The organism is Mycobacterium parascrofulaceum ATCC BAA-614 (assembly GCF_000164135.1).
Lineage (GTDB): Bacteria > Actinomycetota > Actinomycetes > Mycobacteriales > Mycobacteriaceae > Mycobacterium > Mycobacterium parascrofulaceum.
Map to the genome: position 1 here is coordinate 265,728 of NZ_GG770558.1, position 15,931 is coordinate 281,658.

19 protein-coding genes are annotated in these 15,931 nt (G+C 68.2%); 13 read left to right on the forward strand and 6 right to left on the reverse strand.

The annotated features are described in order from the left end of the window. Positions 1–10: 10 nt before the first annotated feature. Positions 11–340, forward strand: a complete 330-nt coding sequence (locus HMPREF0591_RS24595; protein WP_007171411.1) for a DUF2795 domain-containing protein — start codon at positions 11–13, stop codon at positions 338–340. A 26-nt stretch (positions 341–366) separates the two neighbouring features. Here the strand turns inward: HMPREF0591_RS24595 and HMPREF0591_RS24600 are convergent, their stop codons facing one another. After that, positions 367–1,071: a GAF and ANTAR domain-containing protein gene (locus HMPREF0591_RS24600; RefSeq protein WP_007171412.1), complete on the reverse strand. Its 705-nt coding sequence runs from the start codon at positions 1,069–1,071 to the stop codon at positions 367–369. Positions 1,072–1,457: 386 nt separating this feature from the next. Between HMPREF0591_RS24600 and HMPREF0591_RS24605 the strand changes: the two genes are divergently transcribed. Further along, positions 1,458–1,880, forward strand: a complete 423-nt coding sequence (locus tag HMPREF0591_RS24605; RefSeq protein ID WP_007171413.1) for a hypothetical protein — start codon at positions 1,458–1,460, stop codon at positions 1,878–1,880. A gap of 39 nt (positions 1,881–1,919) precedes the next feature. Continuing rightward, positions 1,920–2,876, forward strand: coding sequence for an esterase family protein (locus HMPREF0591_RS24610; protein ID WP_007171414.1), 957 nt, complete (start codon positions 1,920–1,922; stop codon positions 2,874–2,876). On the opposite strand, the gene HMPREF0591_RS24615 is transcribed toward HMPREF0591_RS24610, so the two are convergent. Together HMPREF0591_RS24615 and HMPREF0591_RS33265 are read right to left on the reverse strand one after the other, a co-directional pair. Next, on the reverse strand, positions 2,873–3,712 hold the full coding sequence (locus HMPREF0591_RS24615) for a glucose 1-dehydrogenase (protein ID WP_007171415.1): 840 nt from the start codon (positions 3,710–3,712) through the stop codon (positions 2,873–2,875). The two genes, HMPREF0591_RS24610 and HMPREF0591_RS24615, sit on opposite strands and share 4 nt — an antisense overlap. 48 nt (positions 3,713–3,760) lie before the next feature. Then, positions 3,761–3,937: a hypothetical protein gene (locus HMPREF0591_RS33265; protein WP_007171416.1), complete on the reverse strand. Its 177-nt coding sequence runs from the start codon at positions 3,935–3,937 to the stop codon at positions 3,761–3,763. A 310-nt stretch (positions 3,938–4,247) separates the two neighbouring features. Here HMPREF0591_RS33265 and HMPREF0591_RS24620 point away from each other — a divergent pair, with 310 nt between their 5' ends. Both HMPREF0591_RS24620 and HMPREF0591_RS24625 read left to right on the forward strand, forming a co-directional pair. Then, positions 4,248–4,805: an MPT63 family protein gene (locus HMPREF0591_RS24620; RefSeq protein WP_007171417.1), complete on the forward strand. Its 558-nt coding sequence runs from the start codon at positions 4,248–4,250 to the stop codon at positions 4,803–4,805. 104 nt (positions 4,806–4,909) lie between these two features. Beyond that, positions 4,910–5,845, forward strand: coding sequence for a lysophospholipid acyltransferase family protein (locus HMPREF0591_RS24625; RefSeq protein WP_040623858.1), 936 nt, complete (start codon positions 4,910–4,912; stop codon positions 5,843–5,845). A gap of 38 nt (positions 5,846–5,883) precedes the next feature. Here HMPREF0591_RS24625 and HMPREF0591_RS24630 read toward each other — a convergent pair whose 3' ends face one another. Continuing rightward, a complete protein-coding gene (locus HMPREF0591_RS24630; protein WP_050790138.1) occupies positions 5,884–6,630 on the reverse strand; it encodes a winged helix-turn-helix domain-containing protein in 747 nt (248 codons plus the stop codon). A gap of 174 nt (positions 6,631–6,804) precedes the next feature. Continuing rightward, positions 6,805–7,041, reverse strand: a complete 237-nt coding sequence (mbp1, locus tag HMPREF0591_RS24635; RefSeq protein ID WP_007171420.1) for a microaggregate-binding protein 1 — start codon at positions 7,039–7,041, stop codon at positions 6,805–6,807. A 352-nt stretch (positions 7,042–7,393) separates the two neighbouring features. Between mbp1 and pyrH the strand changes: the two genes are divergently transcribed. The 4 genes from pyrH (at position 7,394) to rlmN (ending at position 10,857) form a co-directional block, all read left to right on the forward strand. After that, the gene (gene pyrH / locus HMPREF0591_RS24640; protein ID WP_007171422.1) at positions 7,394–8,200 is read left to right on the forward strand and encodes a UMP kinase; all 807 of its coding nucleotides are present in this window, start codon (positions 7,394–7,396) and stop codon (positions 8,198–8,200) included. Positions 8,201–8,216: 16 nt separating this feature from the next. Continuing rightward, positions 8,217–8,774 (forward strand): ribosome recycling factor, encoded by a 558-nt coding sequence (gene frr / locus HMPREF0591_RS24645; RefSeq protein ID WP_007171423.1) that lies wholly within the window; start codon positions 8,217–8,219, stop codon positions 8,772–8,774. Positions 8,775–8,866: 92 nt separating this feature from the next. Continuing rightward, positions 8,867–9,730: a phosphatidate cytidylyltransferase gene (locus HMPREF0591_RS24650; protein WP_425270251.1), complete on the forward strand. Its 864-nt coding sequence runs from the start codon at positions 8,867–8,869 to the stop codon at positions 9,728–9,730. Between the two features lie 23 nt (positions 9,731–9,753). Further along, positions 9,754–10,857, forward strand: a complete 1,104-nt coding sequence (gene rlmN / locus HMPREF0591_RS24655; RefSeq protein WP_007171425.1) for a dual-specificity RNA methyltransferase RlmN — start codon at positions 9,754–9,756, stop codon at positions 10,855–10,857. A gap of 130 nt (positions 10,858–10,987) precedes the next feature. Here the strand turns inward: rlmN and HMPREF0591_RS24660 are convergent, their stop codons facing one another. Continuing rightward, entirely contained in the window at positions 10,988–11,242 is a 255-nt protein-coding gene (locus tag HMPREF0591_RS24660) for a DUF2631 domain-containing protein (RefSeq protein ID WP_007171426.1), read from the reverse strand. 95 nt (positions 11,243–11,337) lie between these two features. Here HMPREF0591_RS24660 and dxr point away from each other — a divergent pair, with 95 nt between their 5' ends. From dxr to HMPREF0591_RS24680, 4 genes are read left to right on the forward strand one after another with little or no spacing between them, the layout of a single operon-like run. Continuing rightward, positions 11,338–12,522 (forward strand): 1-deoxy-D-xylulose-5-phosphate reductoisomerase, encoded by a 1,185-nt coding sequence (dxr, locus tag HMPREF0591_RS24665; protein ID WP_040623859.1) that lies wholly within the window; start codon positions 11,338–11,340, stop codon positions 12,520–12,522. A 19-nt stretch (positions 12,523–12,541) separates the two neighbouring features. Further along, positions 12,542–13,756: a M50 family metallopeptidase gene (locus tag HMPREF0591_RS24670; RefSeq protein ID WP_007171428.1), complete on the forward strand. Its 1,215-nt coding sequence runs from the start codon at positions 12,542–12,544 to the stop codon at positions 13,754–13,756. 16 nt (positions 13,757–13,772) lie between these two features. Next, entirely contained in the window at positions 13,773–14,939 is a 1,167-nt protein-coding gene (ispG, locus tag HMPREF0591_RS24675) for a flavodoxin-dependent (E)-4-hydroxy-3-methylbut-2-enyl-diphosphate synthase (RefSeq protein WP_007171429.1), read from the forward strand. A gap of 56 nt (positions 14,940–14,995) precedes the next feature. Next, positions 14,996–15,850, forward strand: a complete 855-nt coding sequence (locus HMPREF0591_RS24680; protein WP_007171430.1) for a GNAT family N-acetyltransferase — start codon at positions 14,996–14,998, stop codon at positions 15,848–15,850. The last annotated feature ends 81 nt before the right edge of the window (positions 15,851–15,931 follow it).

Sequence of the window (15,931 nt, forward strand, 5' to 3'; positions counted from 1 at the left end):
CCCGACGGCCATGGTTGCGTCCACCACCCCCAGTCAATTGCGCCAGTGCCTCAGCGATGTGGATTTTCCGGCGAACAAGCAGGACCTGCTCGACGCCGCCGGTCGCAACGGCTGCGACGATGACACGGTTCGCGCCTTGCGGGGCATTCCGCCCGAAACCTACAACAACGCCGCCCAGGTCGCCGCGTCGGTCACCATCGCCGACGATCGCGACGTCCAGGACGGCGACAGGGCCGCCGCGCGTCGTTCCCACACCAAGCCGGGACTCGCCGAGAACGCAAAGGACATCCCCGTCCAGAGCCCGATCGCCGACGAGCTGGGCGAGAACCGGGGCTCCTGAGCCGCGGCGCCTGCGGTAGAACCCGGCTAGGCCCCGCGGCGTCTGCGTAGGGGATGCTCGGCGTCGATCAACTTTTCGGCTAGTTCGGCGACGGGCGTGTTCGATTCCTGGGACAGGCGCTTGAGCAGGTCAAAAGCGCCGACCGAATCGATCTCGAAGCGCTCCATCAGGATTCCCTTGGCCTGGCCGATGACGTCGCGCGAGGCCAGCGCGTCGCGAAACTGCTTGGCGCGCTGCAGAATATCCCATGCGACAGCCGCATGGGCGGCAACCGCCAGCCCCGCCCGCAGCGAGTCATCGTCGAACGCACGGGCTTGCTCGGCGTAGAGGTTGAGGGTGCCCGCCGTCTGGCTGCCCCTGAAGAGCTTGAACGAAAGGACCGAGCGGATCGGGGTGTGCTTCAGGGCTCCCCGCCGGTAACGGGGCCAGCGGCCAGCCTTGGCCAGGTCATCGATCCGAATGGTGTTGTGGTCCCAGGCGTCCGCCACGCAGGGCCCTTCACCCTCCCGGTTCTGGATCTCGTCGAGCACGATCGGGTACCGGCCCGTCGCCGCCGGCGTCTCGAGGCGCCGGCGCGCGGCAATCGTGATGCCGGCATATCGCGCCCCGGGCACGGATTCGGCGACGTGCCGGATGAGTCCATCCAGCGAAGCCTGACCATCGGGTGGGGTTTTCTGCTGCAACTCCCGAACAAGTTCGGCCAGCCGAAGCAGCTCATCGCATGAGTTCATCGGTTGTCCTTAGAAACGGTTGCACTGAGTGATTGTTTACCAGGGTATGAATCGGCCGGACAAGCCAGAAAACGCAGCTGGGGTGCCTCAGCAGGACATCGCCAGAGTGACACGGCAGACCGGCTCTGCTATAACGAAGAGGTCAGGTCTGTCTTCAGTCTGCAGGGCGGCCATCCATCACGGGCCGTTGCGGCCCGCCTCCTTCCCCTCTTCTAAAGCTGTGCCTTTCAGCCGATTTCGTGCTGAATCTGTCGCGGCACCGCTAGCCGCGAGTGACTGGGGATGGTGGCGATCGGCCGGCGCAACAGTTCAGCGCCCGACGCCATCGGCCGACGGCAGCTGCTTCTGCCGGCCGTGAGTTGGCGCAAAAGCGAAGAGGTCCTCACATGAAGTGGCCGGAGTTCAGCGAGCTGGCACGAAGGCTCGGAATAAGCGCGGGCGACAAGGTCGCGCTCATCAATGCTCCGTCGGACTACGCCCACACGCTTCCCGGAGTGGACGGGTCAAGTCCCGAGCTCGCCGACGCGGTGATCGGGTTCACCGCACGGCGTGGGGAATTGGATCAGCTGGCCGCCGTGTACGTGGCGGCCCTCGCCGGCCGCCGGGCCTGGATCGGCTACCCGAAGCCGGGCCGGTTGGCCACCGACCTGCGTCGCGACGAGCTCGCGCGCGACGTCCGCAGGTACGGGGTCCAATCAATCGAAAGCGTGTCGATCGACCGCATGTGGTCCGGTTTGTTGCTGCATCCACTCGAAACGGCCGAAAACGCCGTCCAGGCCGACATCGACATGGCGTGGCCCGGCGGTTAACCGCTCAAATCATCACTGCAACAAGGAAAGTGAGCCACGATGGCAAAAAATCACTGGGCACGTCGACTGATGGCCGCCGCGGTCGCGGCTGCGGCCCTGCCCGGCTTGGCCGGCGCTGTGGGCTGCGTTGCCCCGGCGCGGGCCGCTCAACCCGAGTTCTTGCACGTGCCGTCGCCGTCGATGGGTCACGACATCACCGTCGAGTTTCAGAAGGGCGGAGCACCGGCCGTGTACCTGCTCGACGGGTTGCGCGCCCGCGACGACCGCAGCGGCTGGGATATCAACACCAACGCGTTCGACCAGTACGCCGGCTCCGGCATATCGGTGGTCATGCCGGTCGGCGGCCGATCGAGCTTCTACACCGATTGGTACGGGCCGGCCACCAACAACGACGGCCCGCCGCAAACATACAAATGGGAAACCTTCCTGACCAGCGAGTTGCCCGGGTACCTGGCGAGCAAGGGCGTCCGTCGAACGCGTAACGCCATCGTCGGTATCTCCATGTCGGGGTCGTCGGCCCTCATCCTGGCGGCCTATCATCCCCAGCAATTCAGTTATGCGGCTTCCCTTTCGGCATACCTGACACCCTCGAGCGGTCAGGGTCCGATGTTGATCGGGTTGGCCATGGGCAACGAGGGCGGGTTCAAGCCGCAGGAGATGTGGGGGCCCGACGGCGGACCGGGTTGGCAGCGCAACGATCCGACCGTCCAGGTCGGCAGGCTCGTGGCCAACAACACGCGGCTGTGGATCTACAGCGGCAACGGCACACCGTCGGAGATCGGCGAGGGCAGCCTGCCCGGCCAGGTGATCGAGCAGACGGTGCTGAACAGCAATGTCGCCTTCAAGAACGCCTATGAGGCCGCCGGGGGCCACAACGCGACGTTCAACATCGATCAGAACGGCGTGCACAGCTGGGGTTACTGGGACGCCCAGCTCTCGGCGATGAAGCCGGACATGCAGAACTCACTGGGCGCCGGCCAAGGCTCGGCCTCCTAGAGAACCGGCCGGCCGCCCGTCACGGCCACCCGCGCGCCCGAGATGTAACTCGCGTCGTCGGAGGCCAGCAGCACATAGACGGGGGCGAGCTCGGACGGCTGGCCGGCGCGCCCCAGTGGCGTGTTCTCGCCGAAAGACTCCACGCTGTCCGGGGGCATGGTGGACGGAATCAGCGGCGTCCATATCGGCCCGGGCGCCACGCTGTTCACTCGAATGCCCTTATCGCCCAGCAGCTGAGCGAGGCTGGCCGAAAAGTTGGCGATGGCGGCCTTGGTCGCCGCGTAGGGGGCCAGCGTGGGATTGGGCGTGTCGGAGTTGACCGACGAGCTGCCGATGATCGACGACCCGGGGTTCATGTGCGGCACGGCCGCCTTCGCAAGGTGAAAATATGCGCCGACGTTCAGCCGGAACGTGTAATCCCATTCCTCGTCGCTGATTTCCTCGAGGCTTTTGTGCATCATCTGGTAGGCGGCATTGTTGACCAGGATGTCGATGCCGCCGAATTCCTGAACGGCCCGTTCGACGACCGCCCGGCAGTGCGCCGGATCCGAAAGGTCGCCGGGCACCAGTACGCATTTTCGTCCGGCCTCTTGCACGAAACGGGCGACCTCGCGGGCGTCGTCGTCCTCATTGAGGTAGGAGATGAGTACGTCGGCGCCCTCGCGGGCGAAGGCGATCGCGACCGCGCGGCCAATGCCGCTATCGCCGCCGGTGATGATCGCCCTTTTGCCGGTGAGTTTTCCCGCACCCCGGTAAGTGTTTTCACCGCAGTCGGGAACCGGATTCATCCGGGACTGCACGCCCGGGGCGGCTTGCTGCTGAGGCGCGAAGCCCATGTTTCTCCTCTTTCGTGATCGCGTCGTTTCCGAGAATGCGGCCGCGCCCTAGGAGTCGCGGGTCGGCGGACCGGCCGTCGGCACCTCGGGGTCGTCGTCGGCCGGCGGCTCGGGATCACGCCATTCCTCCGCGCGGCTGGAGCGGTTGCCGCGCAGCGTGCCGTCCAATTCGTGCTTGAGTTCGTCGTCCTCGCGCGGACCGTGCTTAGAGCTTCCGCGTTCCATGGCCGGCCCCTTTCGTCCTCGTCGACCTTCGTTCGGCTCCGACTACCCGTCAGAAGCGGCGCTAATCGCCCGCCCGGCCCACCGTGGCGGTGGCCGTAGGAATGGTGCAGGGCGTGAATATCGATACAGATGTTAAGCACTGATGCGAAAGTTGCTGCCCGGCAAAGCAACCGCGTTTGAGCAGTTAGCAGAGAAAAAACGCCGATTTAGGCGCACGCATATGTTTAGGGCCGCCCACGAATGGCTATTTGCGGCGTGTGTGCGTATTGCCCTTCCGGGGGGCGATTGTTCGATACGAAAGGAATGAACAATGAAGGTCACCATGAGGGCCGTTAAGACAGCCGCCGCTGCCGGGGGTATTGCGGTGGCAGGTGTTTTTGCCGCTTCGTCGGCTGCCGCGGCGCCGCCGCCCAACATTCAGGGCTTCGGCACCAGCGAAAAACTCGTTGACGGGCCGCTGATCACCGACTACACGGTCAGCAACCTGCAGCCGAGCAACGCCACGATTCCCGGCTACACGCCCAAGGGAACCCTCTACCAGGCGGACGTGACCGCGCGGTCGGACGGCGGGCTCGTGACACCCATGGTCAACGATTTCATCGCCCGTGGGCCCAACGGCCAGAACTACCGGGTCATCGACAAGGTGGGCGCCCCGAACGGCCTCAACCCCGCGCCGATCCCGCAGGGTAGCGAGTCGACCGGAACGCTGTACTTCGACGTGACTGGCGCGCCCCCGAACGGCGTCGTCTACAACGACGGAATGCAGGACATCCTGATCTGGACGTCGAACGTGCCGGGTAACTCGGCGCCCGGCGCCCCGAATGCCAGCCCGGCTCCGGGCACTCCGCCCAGCCCGGCCCACACCTAGTCCGGCCTTGCGGATACCTCCCCGCGTCGCGTGTGCGGCGCGGGGAGGTCGTTTTTGCGGCCGGATGCTGCATCGTGCGGGCACGAATCGGGTACACCGCACCCATGAGTAATCCGGATCACAGGCCAGCCGACGTGCGCAGGCAGGCGCGACGGAATGCCGAGCGGGCACGGGCGACCATGGAGGACCGGCGCAGCGGCCAGAGCGGCGGAGTGACCGGCTGGGTCGCCGAACGCGCCGGCAGGTGGGACCTCAGCGGCCAGGACGAAACCACCCTGCAGCGCCAGAAGTATCTGTGGAATGTGCTGGTGGACTACTGGTTTCGCATGGAGATCGACGGCTGGGAGAACATTCCCGCGCCGCCGGCGCTGTTGGTGGGCATTCACTCCGGGGCGCCGTTCGTCTGGGATGCCTGGACAGTCGGCCTGCAGTGGTGGCGCCGCTTCGGGCAGGAACGCCCGCTGCACGGCACGGCCCACGACGCGCTGATGGCGATTCCGGTGATCGGCCGGTACTTCCGTTCCATGGGTGTGCTGCCCGCCGCCCCGGACGCGATCGCCACCGCCCTGGCCGAAGGCCGCGACGTTGCGTTGTGGCCCGGCGGCGAGGTCGACTCGCTGCGGCCGTGGACCGAGCGCGACCGGGCCAACCTGGCGGGGCGAAAAGGCTTCGTGAAGATGGCGATCCGGGCCGGCGTGCCGGTGGTGCCGATCGCCACGGTAGGCGGTGCCGACGCCATGCCCGTGCTGATTCGAGGTGACAAACTGTCGAAGGCCCTACAGCTGGACCGCCTGCTGCGCCTCAAGGTGTTCCCCTTGGCGATCTCCCTGCCGTGGGGGATCGCGCCGGCGGCGCTTCCGCAGTTGCCGCTGCCGGCCAAGATCAGGACCCGGTTCATGCCGGCCGTGGAGCTCGACCACGATCCCGCCCGCGCCGAGGACGAGGCTTACGTCGACCGCAAGTACTCAGAGGTTCAAGACGCCATTCAGGAGGGCATGGACGCGCTGGCACGCAAGCGCGCGTTCCCGCTCTTCGGCTGATCGGTCCGTAAAACCGCTGCGCGGCAGCCGGTTCCAGATTATTGCGCGGGCGTCACCGCGCGGACCGAGGCGGCATTCGCCCACATCGGCGTCGGCGTCGACTCGCTGACGATCCATTCCGGGTGCGGTGGCGTGGCCGCCATGTAGCCCACGCCGCGGACGGTGTCGACCATCGACTGATGGCGGGAACCGAGCTTGGCGCGGAGCCGCCGGACGTGGACGTCGACCGAACGGACACGGCCGTTGCAGTCATAGCCCCACGCCTCGTGCATCAGGCGGGTGCGCGTGAACGGTCGACCGGCGTGCTGCACAAGGAAACTCAGGAGTTTGAATTCGGTCAGCGTCAGGCCGAGGTCCTCGCCCTCGAGCGACGCCGCGAAACTGGTCGGATGCAACAGCAAGGCGCCGAATCGCAGGCTGCCGTTGATTGCGTTGCGCCGCTGGACGATTGCCCGCCGCAGCCGGTCCTGCAAGTCGTCCGGGTTGGTGCCGGGCGCCACGACGTCGTCGATGTTCCAGTCGCTGTCGGTCACCACCTCGTCGGCCGGCGCGACGAGGGCCACCACGGCGGTGGCGGGGGCAGCGGAGGCCAGGCGACGGCAGGCCGCCCGGGCCGCCGCCGGGTCACGGCGCGCATCGATGATGGCGACGTGGGCGGAGTCGGCCGGCGCGCGAAGGTCATCGGTCAGCGGCGCACGGCGCATGATTCGGGCGAACGGAGTCAGGAGCGGGAGGGCGCGATCGAAGTCGTCCGCGTCGGTCAGCACTAGAACGTCCAACGACATCTCCCGGAACTTCTGTTGGATCTGCTTTTGCCCCCCCCGGCTGGGCACCTCACGCGGAGATGTCTGCAGCGCAACGCTGATTACCCGTTCGCGGCGCGTTTAATCAGACCGGTTATCCGGAAAAGTCGATGGGCCCGGTCCGTTTTCACAGACCGAGCCCATCCTCCCAGCAAGCTACTGATTGGCCTTCTGGCGCTCCTCAGCTGCCTCGGCGCCGCCGCGCGCCGCCTCGGCCTCGGCTTCCTTCTTCGCCGCGTCGCGCTGTGCTTCCGCCTTGTCCTGCTGGGCCTGGCCCTCGCGGGTGAGGTCATCCTGACCAGTCACCGCACCGACGGCCTCCTTTGCCTTGCCCTTGACGTCCTCGACGACGCCCTTGACGGCTTCAGCAGGTCCCGAGTTGTTGTCCGCCATGGATCAGTTCCTCTCGTAGGCGTACCTTGAGCGTTCACGCTCACTGCCGATCGCCGAGGCGACCGGCCCGGTCAGACGGCGAGATTGGCCCTTATTCTCAAGACCGTGATTCCCACCGCGATGGTGCGGATTCCCCCTGGCGGGCCTCGCTCAAACATCGCCCGCCCAAAGGAGGCGAAGTCGGCGGCGCCGCCGGCGTCACCTGGGCCGATCCCCACGAAAAGCCGTTCGCTTTGCCAACTCTGCGCATAATGCACCCCACCGGCGCCGCGTTGTGTTGCGATGAGGCAGGATGTGAAATGCCGTTCCGGATGTTTTCACCCCGGGATGGCACTCTCATGCGAGGAGCCTGATGACGGAGTCCAGGGAGCCCCAAGCCGCCGGCGCGGCGGCTCCGCAGCCGCAGCCCACCGCACCGGAGAACGGATCAACTGCCGGGCAGCCGCGGGTGCGGCCCAGGTATTCCCGGGTGTTGCTGAAGCTGGGCGGCGAGATGTTCGGTGGGGGCCAGGTCGGCCTCGATCCCGACGTCGTCGCGCGGGTCGCCCGCCAGATTGCCGAGGTGGTCCGCGACGGCGTCCAGGTGGCGGTCGTGATCGGTGGGGGCAACTTCTTCCGCGGCGCGCAGCTGCAGCAGCGCGGCATGGAACGGACCCGGTCTGACTACATGGGCATGCTGGGCACGGTGATGAACAGCCTGGCGCTGCAGGACTTCCTGGAAAAGGAGGGCATCGTCACCCGCGTCCAAACCGCGATCACCATGGGTCAGGTCGCCGAGCCATACCTGCCGCTGCGCGCCGTCCGCCACCTGGAGAAGGGGCGGGTGGTGATCTTCGGGGCCGGCATGGGCCTGCCGTACTTCTCCACCGACACCACGGCCGCGCAGCGGGCGCTGGAGATCGGCGCCGAGGTGGTCTTGATGGCCAAGGCGGTGGACGGCGTGTTCTCCGCGGATCCGCGGCTGAATCCGCACGCGGAACTGATCGCCGCGATCAGCCATCGCGAGGTCATCGACCGGGGACTGCGAGTGGCCGATGCGACGGCGTTCAGCCTGTGCATGGACAATGGCATGCCGATCCTGGTGTTCAACCTGCTGACCAATGGCAATATCGCCCGCGCGGTCGCCGGTGAGAAAATCGGGACACTGGTCACCACCTGAGGGGAAGAGCGAACGAATGATTGACGAGGCTCTCTTCGACGCGGAAGAGAAAATGGAGAAGGCCGTATCGGTGGCCCGTGACGACTTGTCGACCATCCGGACCGGCCGCGCAAACCCGGGCATGTTCTCCCGGATCGTCATCGACTACTACGGCGCCACCACCCCCATCACGCAGCTGGCCAGCATCAACGTGCCCGAGGCGCGGCTCGTCGTCATCAAGCCCTACGAAGCGAGTCAGCTCGGCGCGATCGAGAACGCGATCCGCAACTCCGACCTGGGGGTGAACCCCACCAACGACGGCACCCTGATCCGCGTGGCGGTGCCGCAACTGACCGAGGAGCGCCGCCGGGAGCTGGTCAAACAGGCCAAGAGCAAGGGCGAGGATGCCCGGGTCTCGGTGCGCAACATCCGCCGCAAGGCGATGGAGGAGCTGCACCGCATCCGTAAGGACGGCGAGGCCGGCGAGGACGAGGTCGGCCGCGCGGAAAAGGAACTCGACAAGGCCACCCATCAGTACACCGCCCAGATCGATGAGTTGGTCAAGCACAAAGAAGGCGAGCTGCTGGAGGTCTAGCGGCCGCTCAGCAGCTAAGTTCACCCAGGTCCGTGGCAACCACCGGCGCAGCCAGCCCGCCCGACGAGCCGGCGCGTGAGGGCAGGAACATAGTGCAGCAGCCCGCCAAGAAGACGTCCCGCGCGGGACGCGACCTGCGCGCCGCCATCGCCGTGGGCGCGGGGATCGGCGGTGTGCTGATCGTGACGTTGATCTTCGCGCCGCTGTTCTGGGTTCCCATCGTCGCCCTCGCCATCCTGGTCGCCACCCACGAGGTGGTGCGGCGCCTGCGCGAGGCCGGGTACGTCATTCCGCTGATCCCGCTGCTGATCGGTGGCCAGGTGACCGTCTGGCTGACCTGGCCGTTCCACGCCGCCGGCGCCCTGGCCGGCTTCGGCGCCACCGTGGTGGTCTGCAACGTCTGGCGGCTGTTCATGCAGGACAACAGCAAGCGGCCCGAGCCGTTCGCGGGCTCACCGTCGGCCAACTACCTGCGCGACGCCTCCGCGACCGTGTTCCTGGCCGCGTGGGTCCCGCTGTTCGCCTCCTTCGGCGCCATGCTCGTCTACCCCAAGGACGGCGCGGGCCGGGTCTTTTGCCTGATGGTCACCGTCGTCGCCTCCGACGTGGGCGGGTACGCCGTGGGAGTGCTGCTCGGCAAGCACCCGATGGTTCCCGCGATCAGCCCGAAGAAGTCGTGGGAGGGTTTCGCCGGTTCGCTCTTCTTCGGCATCACGGCGGCGATCCTGACCGCCACATATCTGGCCGGCAAGCCGCCCTGGATCGGCGCGTTGCTGGGAGTCATCCTGGTGCTGACCTGCACGCTCGGCGATCTGGTCGAGTCCCAGATCAAGCGCGACCTGGGCATCAAGGACATGGGCCGCTTGCTGCCCGGCCACGGTGGCCTGATGGATCGCCTCGACGGCGTGCTGCCGTCGGCGGTGGCCGCGTGGACGGTGCTGACGCTCGTGCCCTGAGGAGGACCGATACTGGACTGGTCATGGTCCAACAATTGGTTTTCACCGAACCCCGCCCCAGCAGGCCGCCGCGGCACCTGGCCGACCTCGACGCGGAAGGCCGCGCCGCGGCCGTCGCCGAGCTGAGGCTGCCGGCGTTCCGCGCCAAGCAACTCGCGCATCAGTACTACGGCCGCCTGATCGCCGATCCGCGCGCGATGACCGATCTACCGGCGGCCGTGCGGGAGCGGGTCGCCGAGGCGATGTTCCCGCGACTGCTCACCGCGGCCGCCGATGTGGCCTGCGACGCCGGGCAGACCCGAAAGACGTTGTGGCGCGGGACCGATGGGACGACCTTCGAGTCGGTGCTGATGCGCTACCCGCAGCGCAACACCGTGTGCATCTCGTCGCAGGCCGGTTGCGGCATGGCCTGTCCCTTCTGCGCGACCGGGCAGGGTGGACTGACCCGCAACCTGTCGACCGCGGAAATCGTGGAGCAGGTCCGGTCCGCCGCCGCGGCCCTGCGGGACGATTTCGGCCCCCCTGGCCAGCGGCTGTCCAACGTCGTCTTCATGGGGATGGGGGAGCCGCTGGCCAATTACGCCAGGGTGGTGGCGGCGGTGCGGCGCATCACCGAACCGCCGCCGCACGGCTTCGGCATTTCGGCCCGCTCGGTCACCGTCTCGACGGTTGGGCTGGCTCCCGCCATCCGCAAACTGGCCGACGAACGGCTCGGGGTGACGCTGGCCCTGTCGTTGCACGCGCCCGACGACGAACTGCGCGACACGCTGGTGCCGGTCAACAACCGGTGGAAGATCGACGAGGCGCTCGACGCCGCCCGGTATTACGCCGACGTCACCGGCCGGCGGGTGTCGGTGGAATACGCGTTGATCCGCGACGTCAACGACCAGCCGTGGCGCGCCGACCTGCTGGGCAAGCGCCTGCATCGGGCGCTCGGCCCGTTGGTGCACGTGAACCTGATCCCGCTCAACCCGACACCGGGCAGCGAGTGGGACGCCAGCCCCAAGGCCGCGGAGCGCGAGTTCGTGCGGCGGGTCCGGGCGCAGGGCGTTTCGTGCACGGTGCGGGACACCCGCGGTCGGGAGATCAGCGCCGCCTGCGGACAGCTGGCCGCCGAAGGCGGGTAGCTGGAGCGCAGGCGATTGAGGCGCCGCCTGCGGACAGCTGGCCGCCGAAGGCGGGTAGCTGGAGCGCAGGCGATTGAGGCGCCGCCTGCGGACAGCTGGCCTTCGAAAAGACGTAGCGGGCGGGTGAGGCCTACCTGATCCAGCCGCGCCGACGGCCCCACAGGTCGCGGATCAGGACGAACAGTGCGACCGCGGCGAACCCGATCAGGTACCAGTTCTCGATGTTGCCGACATGGTTGCCGCGCAGCATGGCGAGCAGGAATCCGAAGATGACCAGGCCGGTGATGTGCCAGGTGCGGTGATTGATCCTGCTCCACCCCCACGCCGCCGAGGGCACCTCAACGGGGTCGACGCCGGTGAAATGTTCCACCTCGGTACTGGCCACGGTGCTTCCCTTTCGTCGTTGCTGCAGCGATTGTGGCATACCCGCCCGGGCCGCTGCGTGGCCCGCGTCGTCGCGGGGCGGGGCACAATGAGTGGGTGACAAACGCGACACCCGGGGGCCGCCTGCGCGTGCTGGTGCTGGGCAGCACCGGCTCGATCGGCACCCAGGCGCTGGAGGTGATTGCGGCTCATCCGGACCGCTTCGAGGTGGTCGGCCTGGCCGCCGGCGGCGCCAACCTGGACCTGCTGCAACGGCAGCGCGCCGAGACCGGGGTCACCAACATCGCCGTGGCCGACGAACGCGCGGCGCGGGTCGCCGACGTCCCCTACCGCGGCCCCGACGCGGTGACCCGCCTGGTCGAAGACACCGACGCCGACGTCGTCCTCAACGCGCTGGTGGGGGCGCTGGGGCTGCGGCCGACGCTGGCCGCGCTGGCATCGGGCGCCCGGCTGGCGCTGGCCAACAAGGAATCCCTGGTCGCCGGCGGCCCCCTGGTGGTGCGGGCGGCGCGACCGGGCCAGATCGTGCCGGTCGACTCCGAACACTCCGCGCTGGCCCAATGCCTGCGCGGCGGAGCGCCCGGGGAGGTCGCCAAGCTGGTGCTGACCGCGTCCGGCGGGCCGTTCCGCGGGTGGTCCGCCGCCCAGCTCGAGGCCGTCACCCCCGAACAGGCCGGGGCCCACCCGACGTGGTCGATGGGCCCGATGAACACGCTGAACTCGGCGTCGCTGGTCAACAAGGGGCTCGAGCTCATCGAGACGCACCTGCTGTTCGGCATCCCGTACGACCGCATCGAGGTCGTCGTGCACCCACAGTCGGTTGTGCACTCGATGGTCACGTTCGTTGACGGCTCGACCATCGCCCAGGCCAGCCCGCCGGACATGAAGTTGCCCATCTCGCTGGCGCTGGGCTGGCCCGATCGGGTCCCGGGTGTGGCGGCGGCGTGCGACTTCAGCACCGCCTCGAGCTGGGAATTCGAGCCCCTGGACAGCGAGGTCTTTCCCGCCGTCGAGCTGGCCCGGTATGCCGGCCAGACCGGCGGGTGCATGACCGCCGTCTACAACGCGGCCAACGAAGAGGCCGCGGAGGCGTTCCTGCAACGCCGCATCGGCTTCCCCGTCATCGTCAAAACAGTCGCCGACGTGCTGCACGCCGCAGACCAATGGTCGGTTTCACCCGCTAACGTGGATGAGGTACTCGACGCGCAGCGCTGGGCGCGGGAGCGGGCGCAGCGTGCTCTCGCGGACGCGAGCGCCCACAGAGTCTCCGGAATGGTGTGAGAAAGGTCCTGGCAGCCTGATGATGTTCGCTATCGGCATTGTGCTGTTCGCGCTCGCCATCCTGATCTCGGTGGCGCTGCACGAGTGCGGCCACATGTGGGTCGCCCGCGCCACCGGCATGAAGGTCCGCCGTTATTTCGTCGGGTTCGGGCCCACGCTGTGGTCGACGCGGCGTGGCGAGACCGAGTACGGCCTGAAGGCCGTGCCGCTGGGCGGCTTCTGCGATATCGCCGGGATGACGTCGGTCGAGGAGCTGGCGCCCGACGAAGCCGACCGGGCGATGTACAAGCAGGACGTCTGGAAGCGCGTCGCGGTGCTGTTCGCCGGCCCGGCCATGAACTTCGTCATCTGCCTGGTGCTGATCTATGGCATCGCGCTGGTCTGGGGACTGCCGAACCTGCACCCGCCGACCAGGGCGGTGATCGGCGAAACCGCCTGTGTCGCACCGGAAGTGGCCCCCGGCAAGATCGCCGACTGCACCGGCCCCGGTCCGGCAGCGCTGGCCGGAATCCGCGCCGGCGACGTGGTGGTCAAGGTCGGCGACACCCCGGTGTCCACCTTCGACGACATGGCCGCCGCGATCCGCAAGGTGCACGGCACCGTTCCGGTCGTCGTCGAGCGCGGAGGCAAGACGATCACCACCTCCGTCGACGTCACGCCCACCCAGCGCTTCCTGAGCGGTGGGCAGGGCGGTCAGGCGACCCCGTCGACGGTCGGCGCCATCGGCGTCGCCGCCGTCAGGCTCGCACCGACGCACTACGGGGCGCTCGCCGCGGTGCCGGCCACCTTCGCGTTCACCGGCGACCTGACCGGCGAGGTGGGCAAGGCGCTGGTCACCATCCCCACCAAGGTGGGGGCGCTGGTGCACGCGATCGGCGGCGGGCAGCGCGACCCGCAGACCCCGATGAGCGTGGTCGGCGCCAGCATCATCGGCGGCGACACCGTCGACCACGGGCTGTGGGTGGCGTTCTGGTTCTTCCTCGCCCAGCTGAACCTGATCCTGGGCGCGATCAACCTGGTGCCGCTGCTGCCCTTCGACGGTGGCCACATCGCCATCGCGGTGTTCGAGAAGATCCGCAACCTCGTCCGGTCGGCCCGCGGCATGGTCGCGGCGGCGCCGGTGAACTACCTCAAGCTGATGCCCGCGACGTACGTGGTGCTGGTGTTCGTCGTCGGCTACATGCTGCTGACCGTGACCGCTGATCTGGTCAATCCGATCAGGCTCTTTCAATAGTTAGGGAATCAAGACAGTGACTGTTGGCCTGGGCATGCCGGACGCTCCGGCGCCCACGCTCGCCCCCCGGCGCAAGACGCGCCAACTGATGGTCCGCGACGTCGGGGTGGGGAGCGATTATCCGATTTCGGTGCAGTCCATGTGCACCACCAAGACCCACGACGTGAACACGACGCTGCAGCAGATCGCGGAACTGACCGCCGCCGGCTGCGACATCGTCCGGGTGGCCTGCCCACGTCAGGAGGACGCAGACGCGCTCGCCGAGATCGCGCGGCACAGCCAGATCCCGGTGATCGCCGACATCCACTTCCAGCCGAAGTACATCTTCGCCGCCATCGACGCCGGGTGCGCCGCGGTGCGCGTGAACCCCGGCAACATCAAGGAATTCGACGGCCGGGTCGGCGAGGTGGCCAAGGCCGCCGCCGCGGCCGGCATCCCGATCCGCATCGGCGTCAACGCCGGCTCGCTGGACAAGCGGTTCATGGAGAAGTACGGCAAGGCCACGCCCGAGGCGCTGGTCGAGTCCGCGCTGTGGGAGGCGTCGCTGTTCGAGGAGCACGGCTTCGGCGACATCAAGATCAGCGTCAAGCACAACGACCCCGTCGTGATGGTCGCCGCCTACGAGCAGCTGGCCGCCCAGTGCGACTATCCGCTGCACCTCGGCGTCACCGAGGCCGGCCCAGCGTTCCAGGGCACCATCAAGTCCGCGGTGGCATTCGGCGCGCTGCTGTCGCGGGGGATCGGGGACACCATCCGGGTGTCGTTGTCCGCGCCGCCGGTCGAAGAGGTCAAGGTCGGCATCCAGATCCTCGAGTCGCTGAACCTGCGGCCGCGCGGGCTCGAGATCGTGTCCTGCCCGTCCTGCGGTCGCGCGCAGGTCGACGTGTACACCCTGGCCAACGCCGTCACCGCCGGGCTGGACGGCCTCGACGTGCCGCTGCGGGTCGCCGTGATGGGGTGCGTGGTGAACGGCCCGGGGGAGGCGCGCGAGGCCGACCTGGGTGTGGCGTCGGGAAATGGCAAGGGACAGATCTTCGTTCGCGGCGAGGTGATCAAGACCGTGCCGGAAGCCCAGATCGTGGAGACGCTGATCGAGGAGGCCATGCGGCTCGCCGCGGAGATGGGGATCGATCACGGTCCCGACACAACATCCAGCGGTTCGCCGATCGTGACCGTAAGCTGATGGGGGCCGGTTCCCGCCTGCAAGTCCTTTAGTTCGCAACACAGAGAGTTCGTCAGATGTCGGCTCCGCCCCTCTTCCGCCTTGTCGGTGAGCGACGGGTGTCCGTGGTGCGCGACGCCGCCGCCGTCTGGCGGGTGTTCGACGAGGATCCCGTCGGGTCGTGCATGGTGGCGGCCCGGGTGGCGGATCACGGCATCGAACCCAACTCCATCGGCGGGGAGCTGTGGACCCTGCGCGGTGCGGAGGAGTCGCTGTGCTTCGCCGGCGCCAACCTGATCCCGCTGCGCGGCGCGCCGGAGGACATGGACGCCTTCGCCGACGAGGCGATGAGCGGGGCGCGCCGGTGTTCTTCGCTGGTCGGCCGGGCCGACCTGGTGATGCGGATGTGGGAGCGCCTCGAGTCGGCGTGGGGCCCGGCCCGTGACGTGCGCGACCACCAGCCGTTGCTGGCGCTGTCGCGGCACCCCGACTGCGACATCGACCCCGGAGTGCGCCAGGTCCGGCCGGACGAGCTGGACGCCTACCTGGTGGCCGCGGTGGACATGTTCATCGGCGAGGTCGGCGTCGACCCCCGCATCGGCGACGGCGGTCGGGGATACCGGCGGCGGGTGGCCAGCCTGATCGCGGCCGGTCGCGCCTGGGCGCGCTTCGAGCAGGGCCAGGTCGTCTTCAAGGCCGAAGTCGGCTCGCAGTCGCCGGGCGTCGGCCAGATCCAAGGGGTGTGGGTGCACCCCGAGTGGCGGGGGTTGGGCCTGGGCACCGCGGGCACCGCCACGGTGGCCGCCGTGGTCGTCGGGAGCGGGCGGACCGCCAGCCTCTACGTGAACAGCTTCAACACGGTGGCCCGCGCCGCCTACGCTCGCGTGGGCTTCGCCGAGGTGGGCAACTTCGCGACCGTGCTGCTGGATTAGCGCGCCTTCTTCGGCCGGGCGCCGCACTGGCGTGACGTTCGTCGATCGACGCCACTCTGGCGTGACATTCGGCGCCCTGAC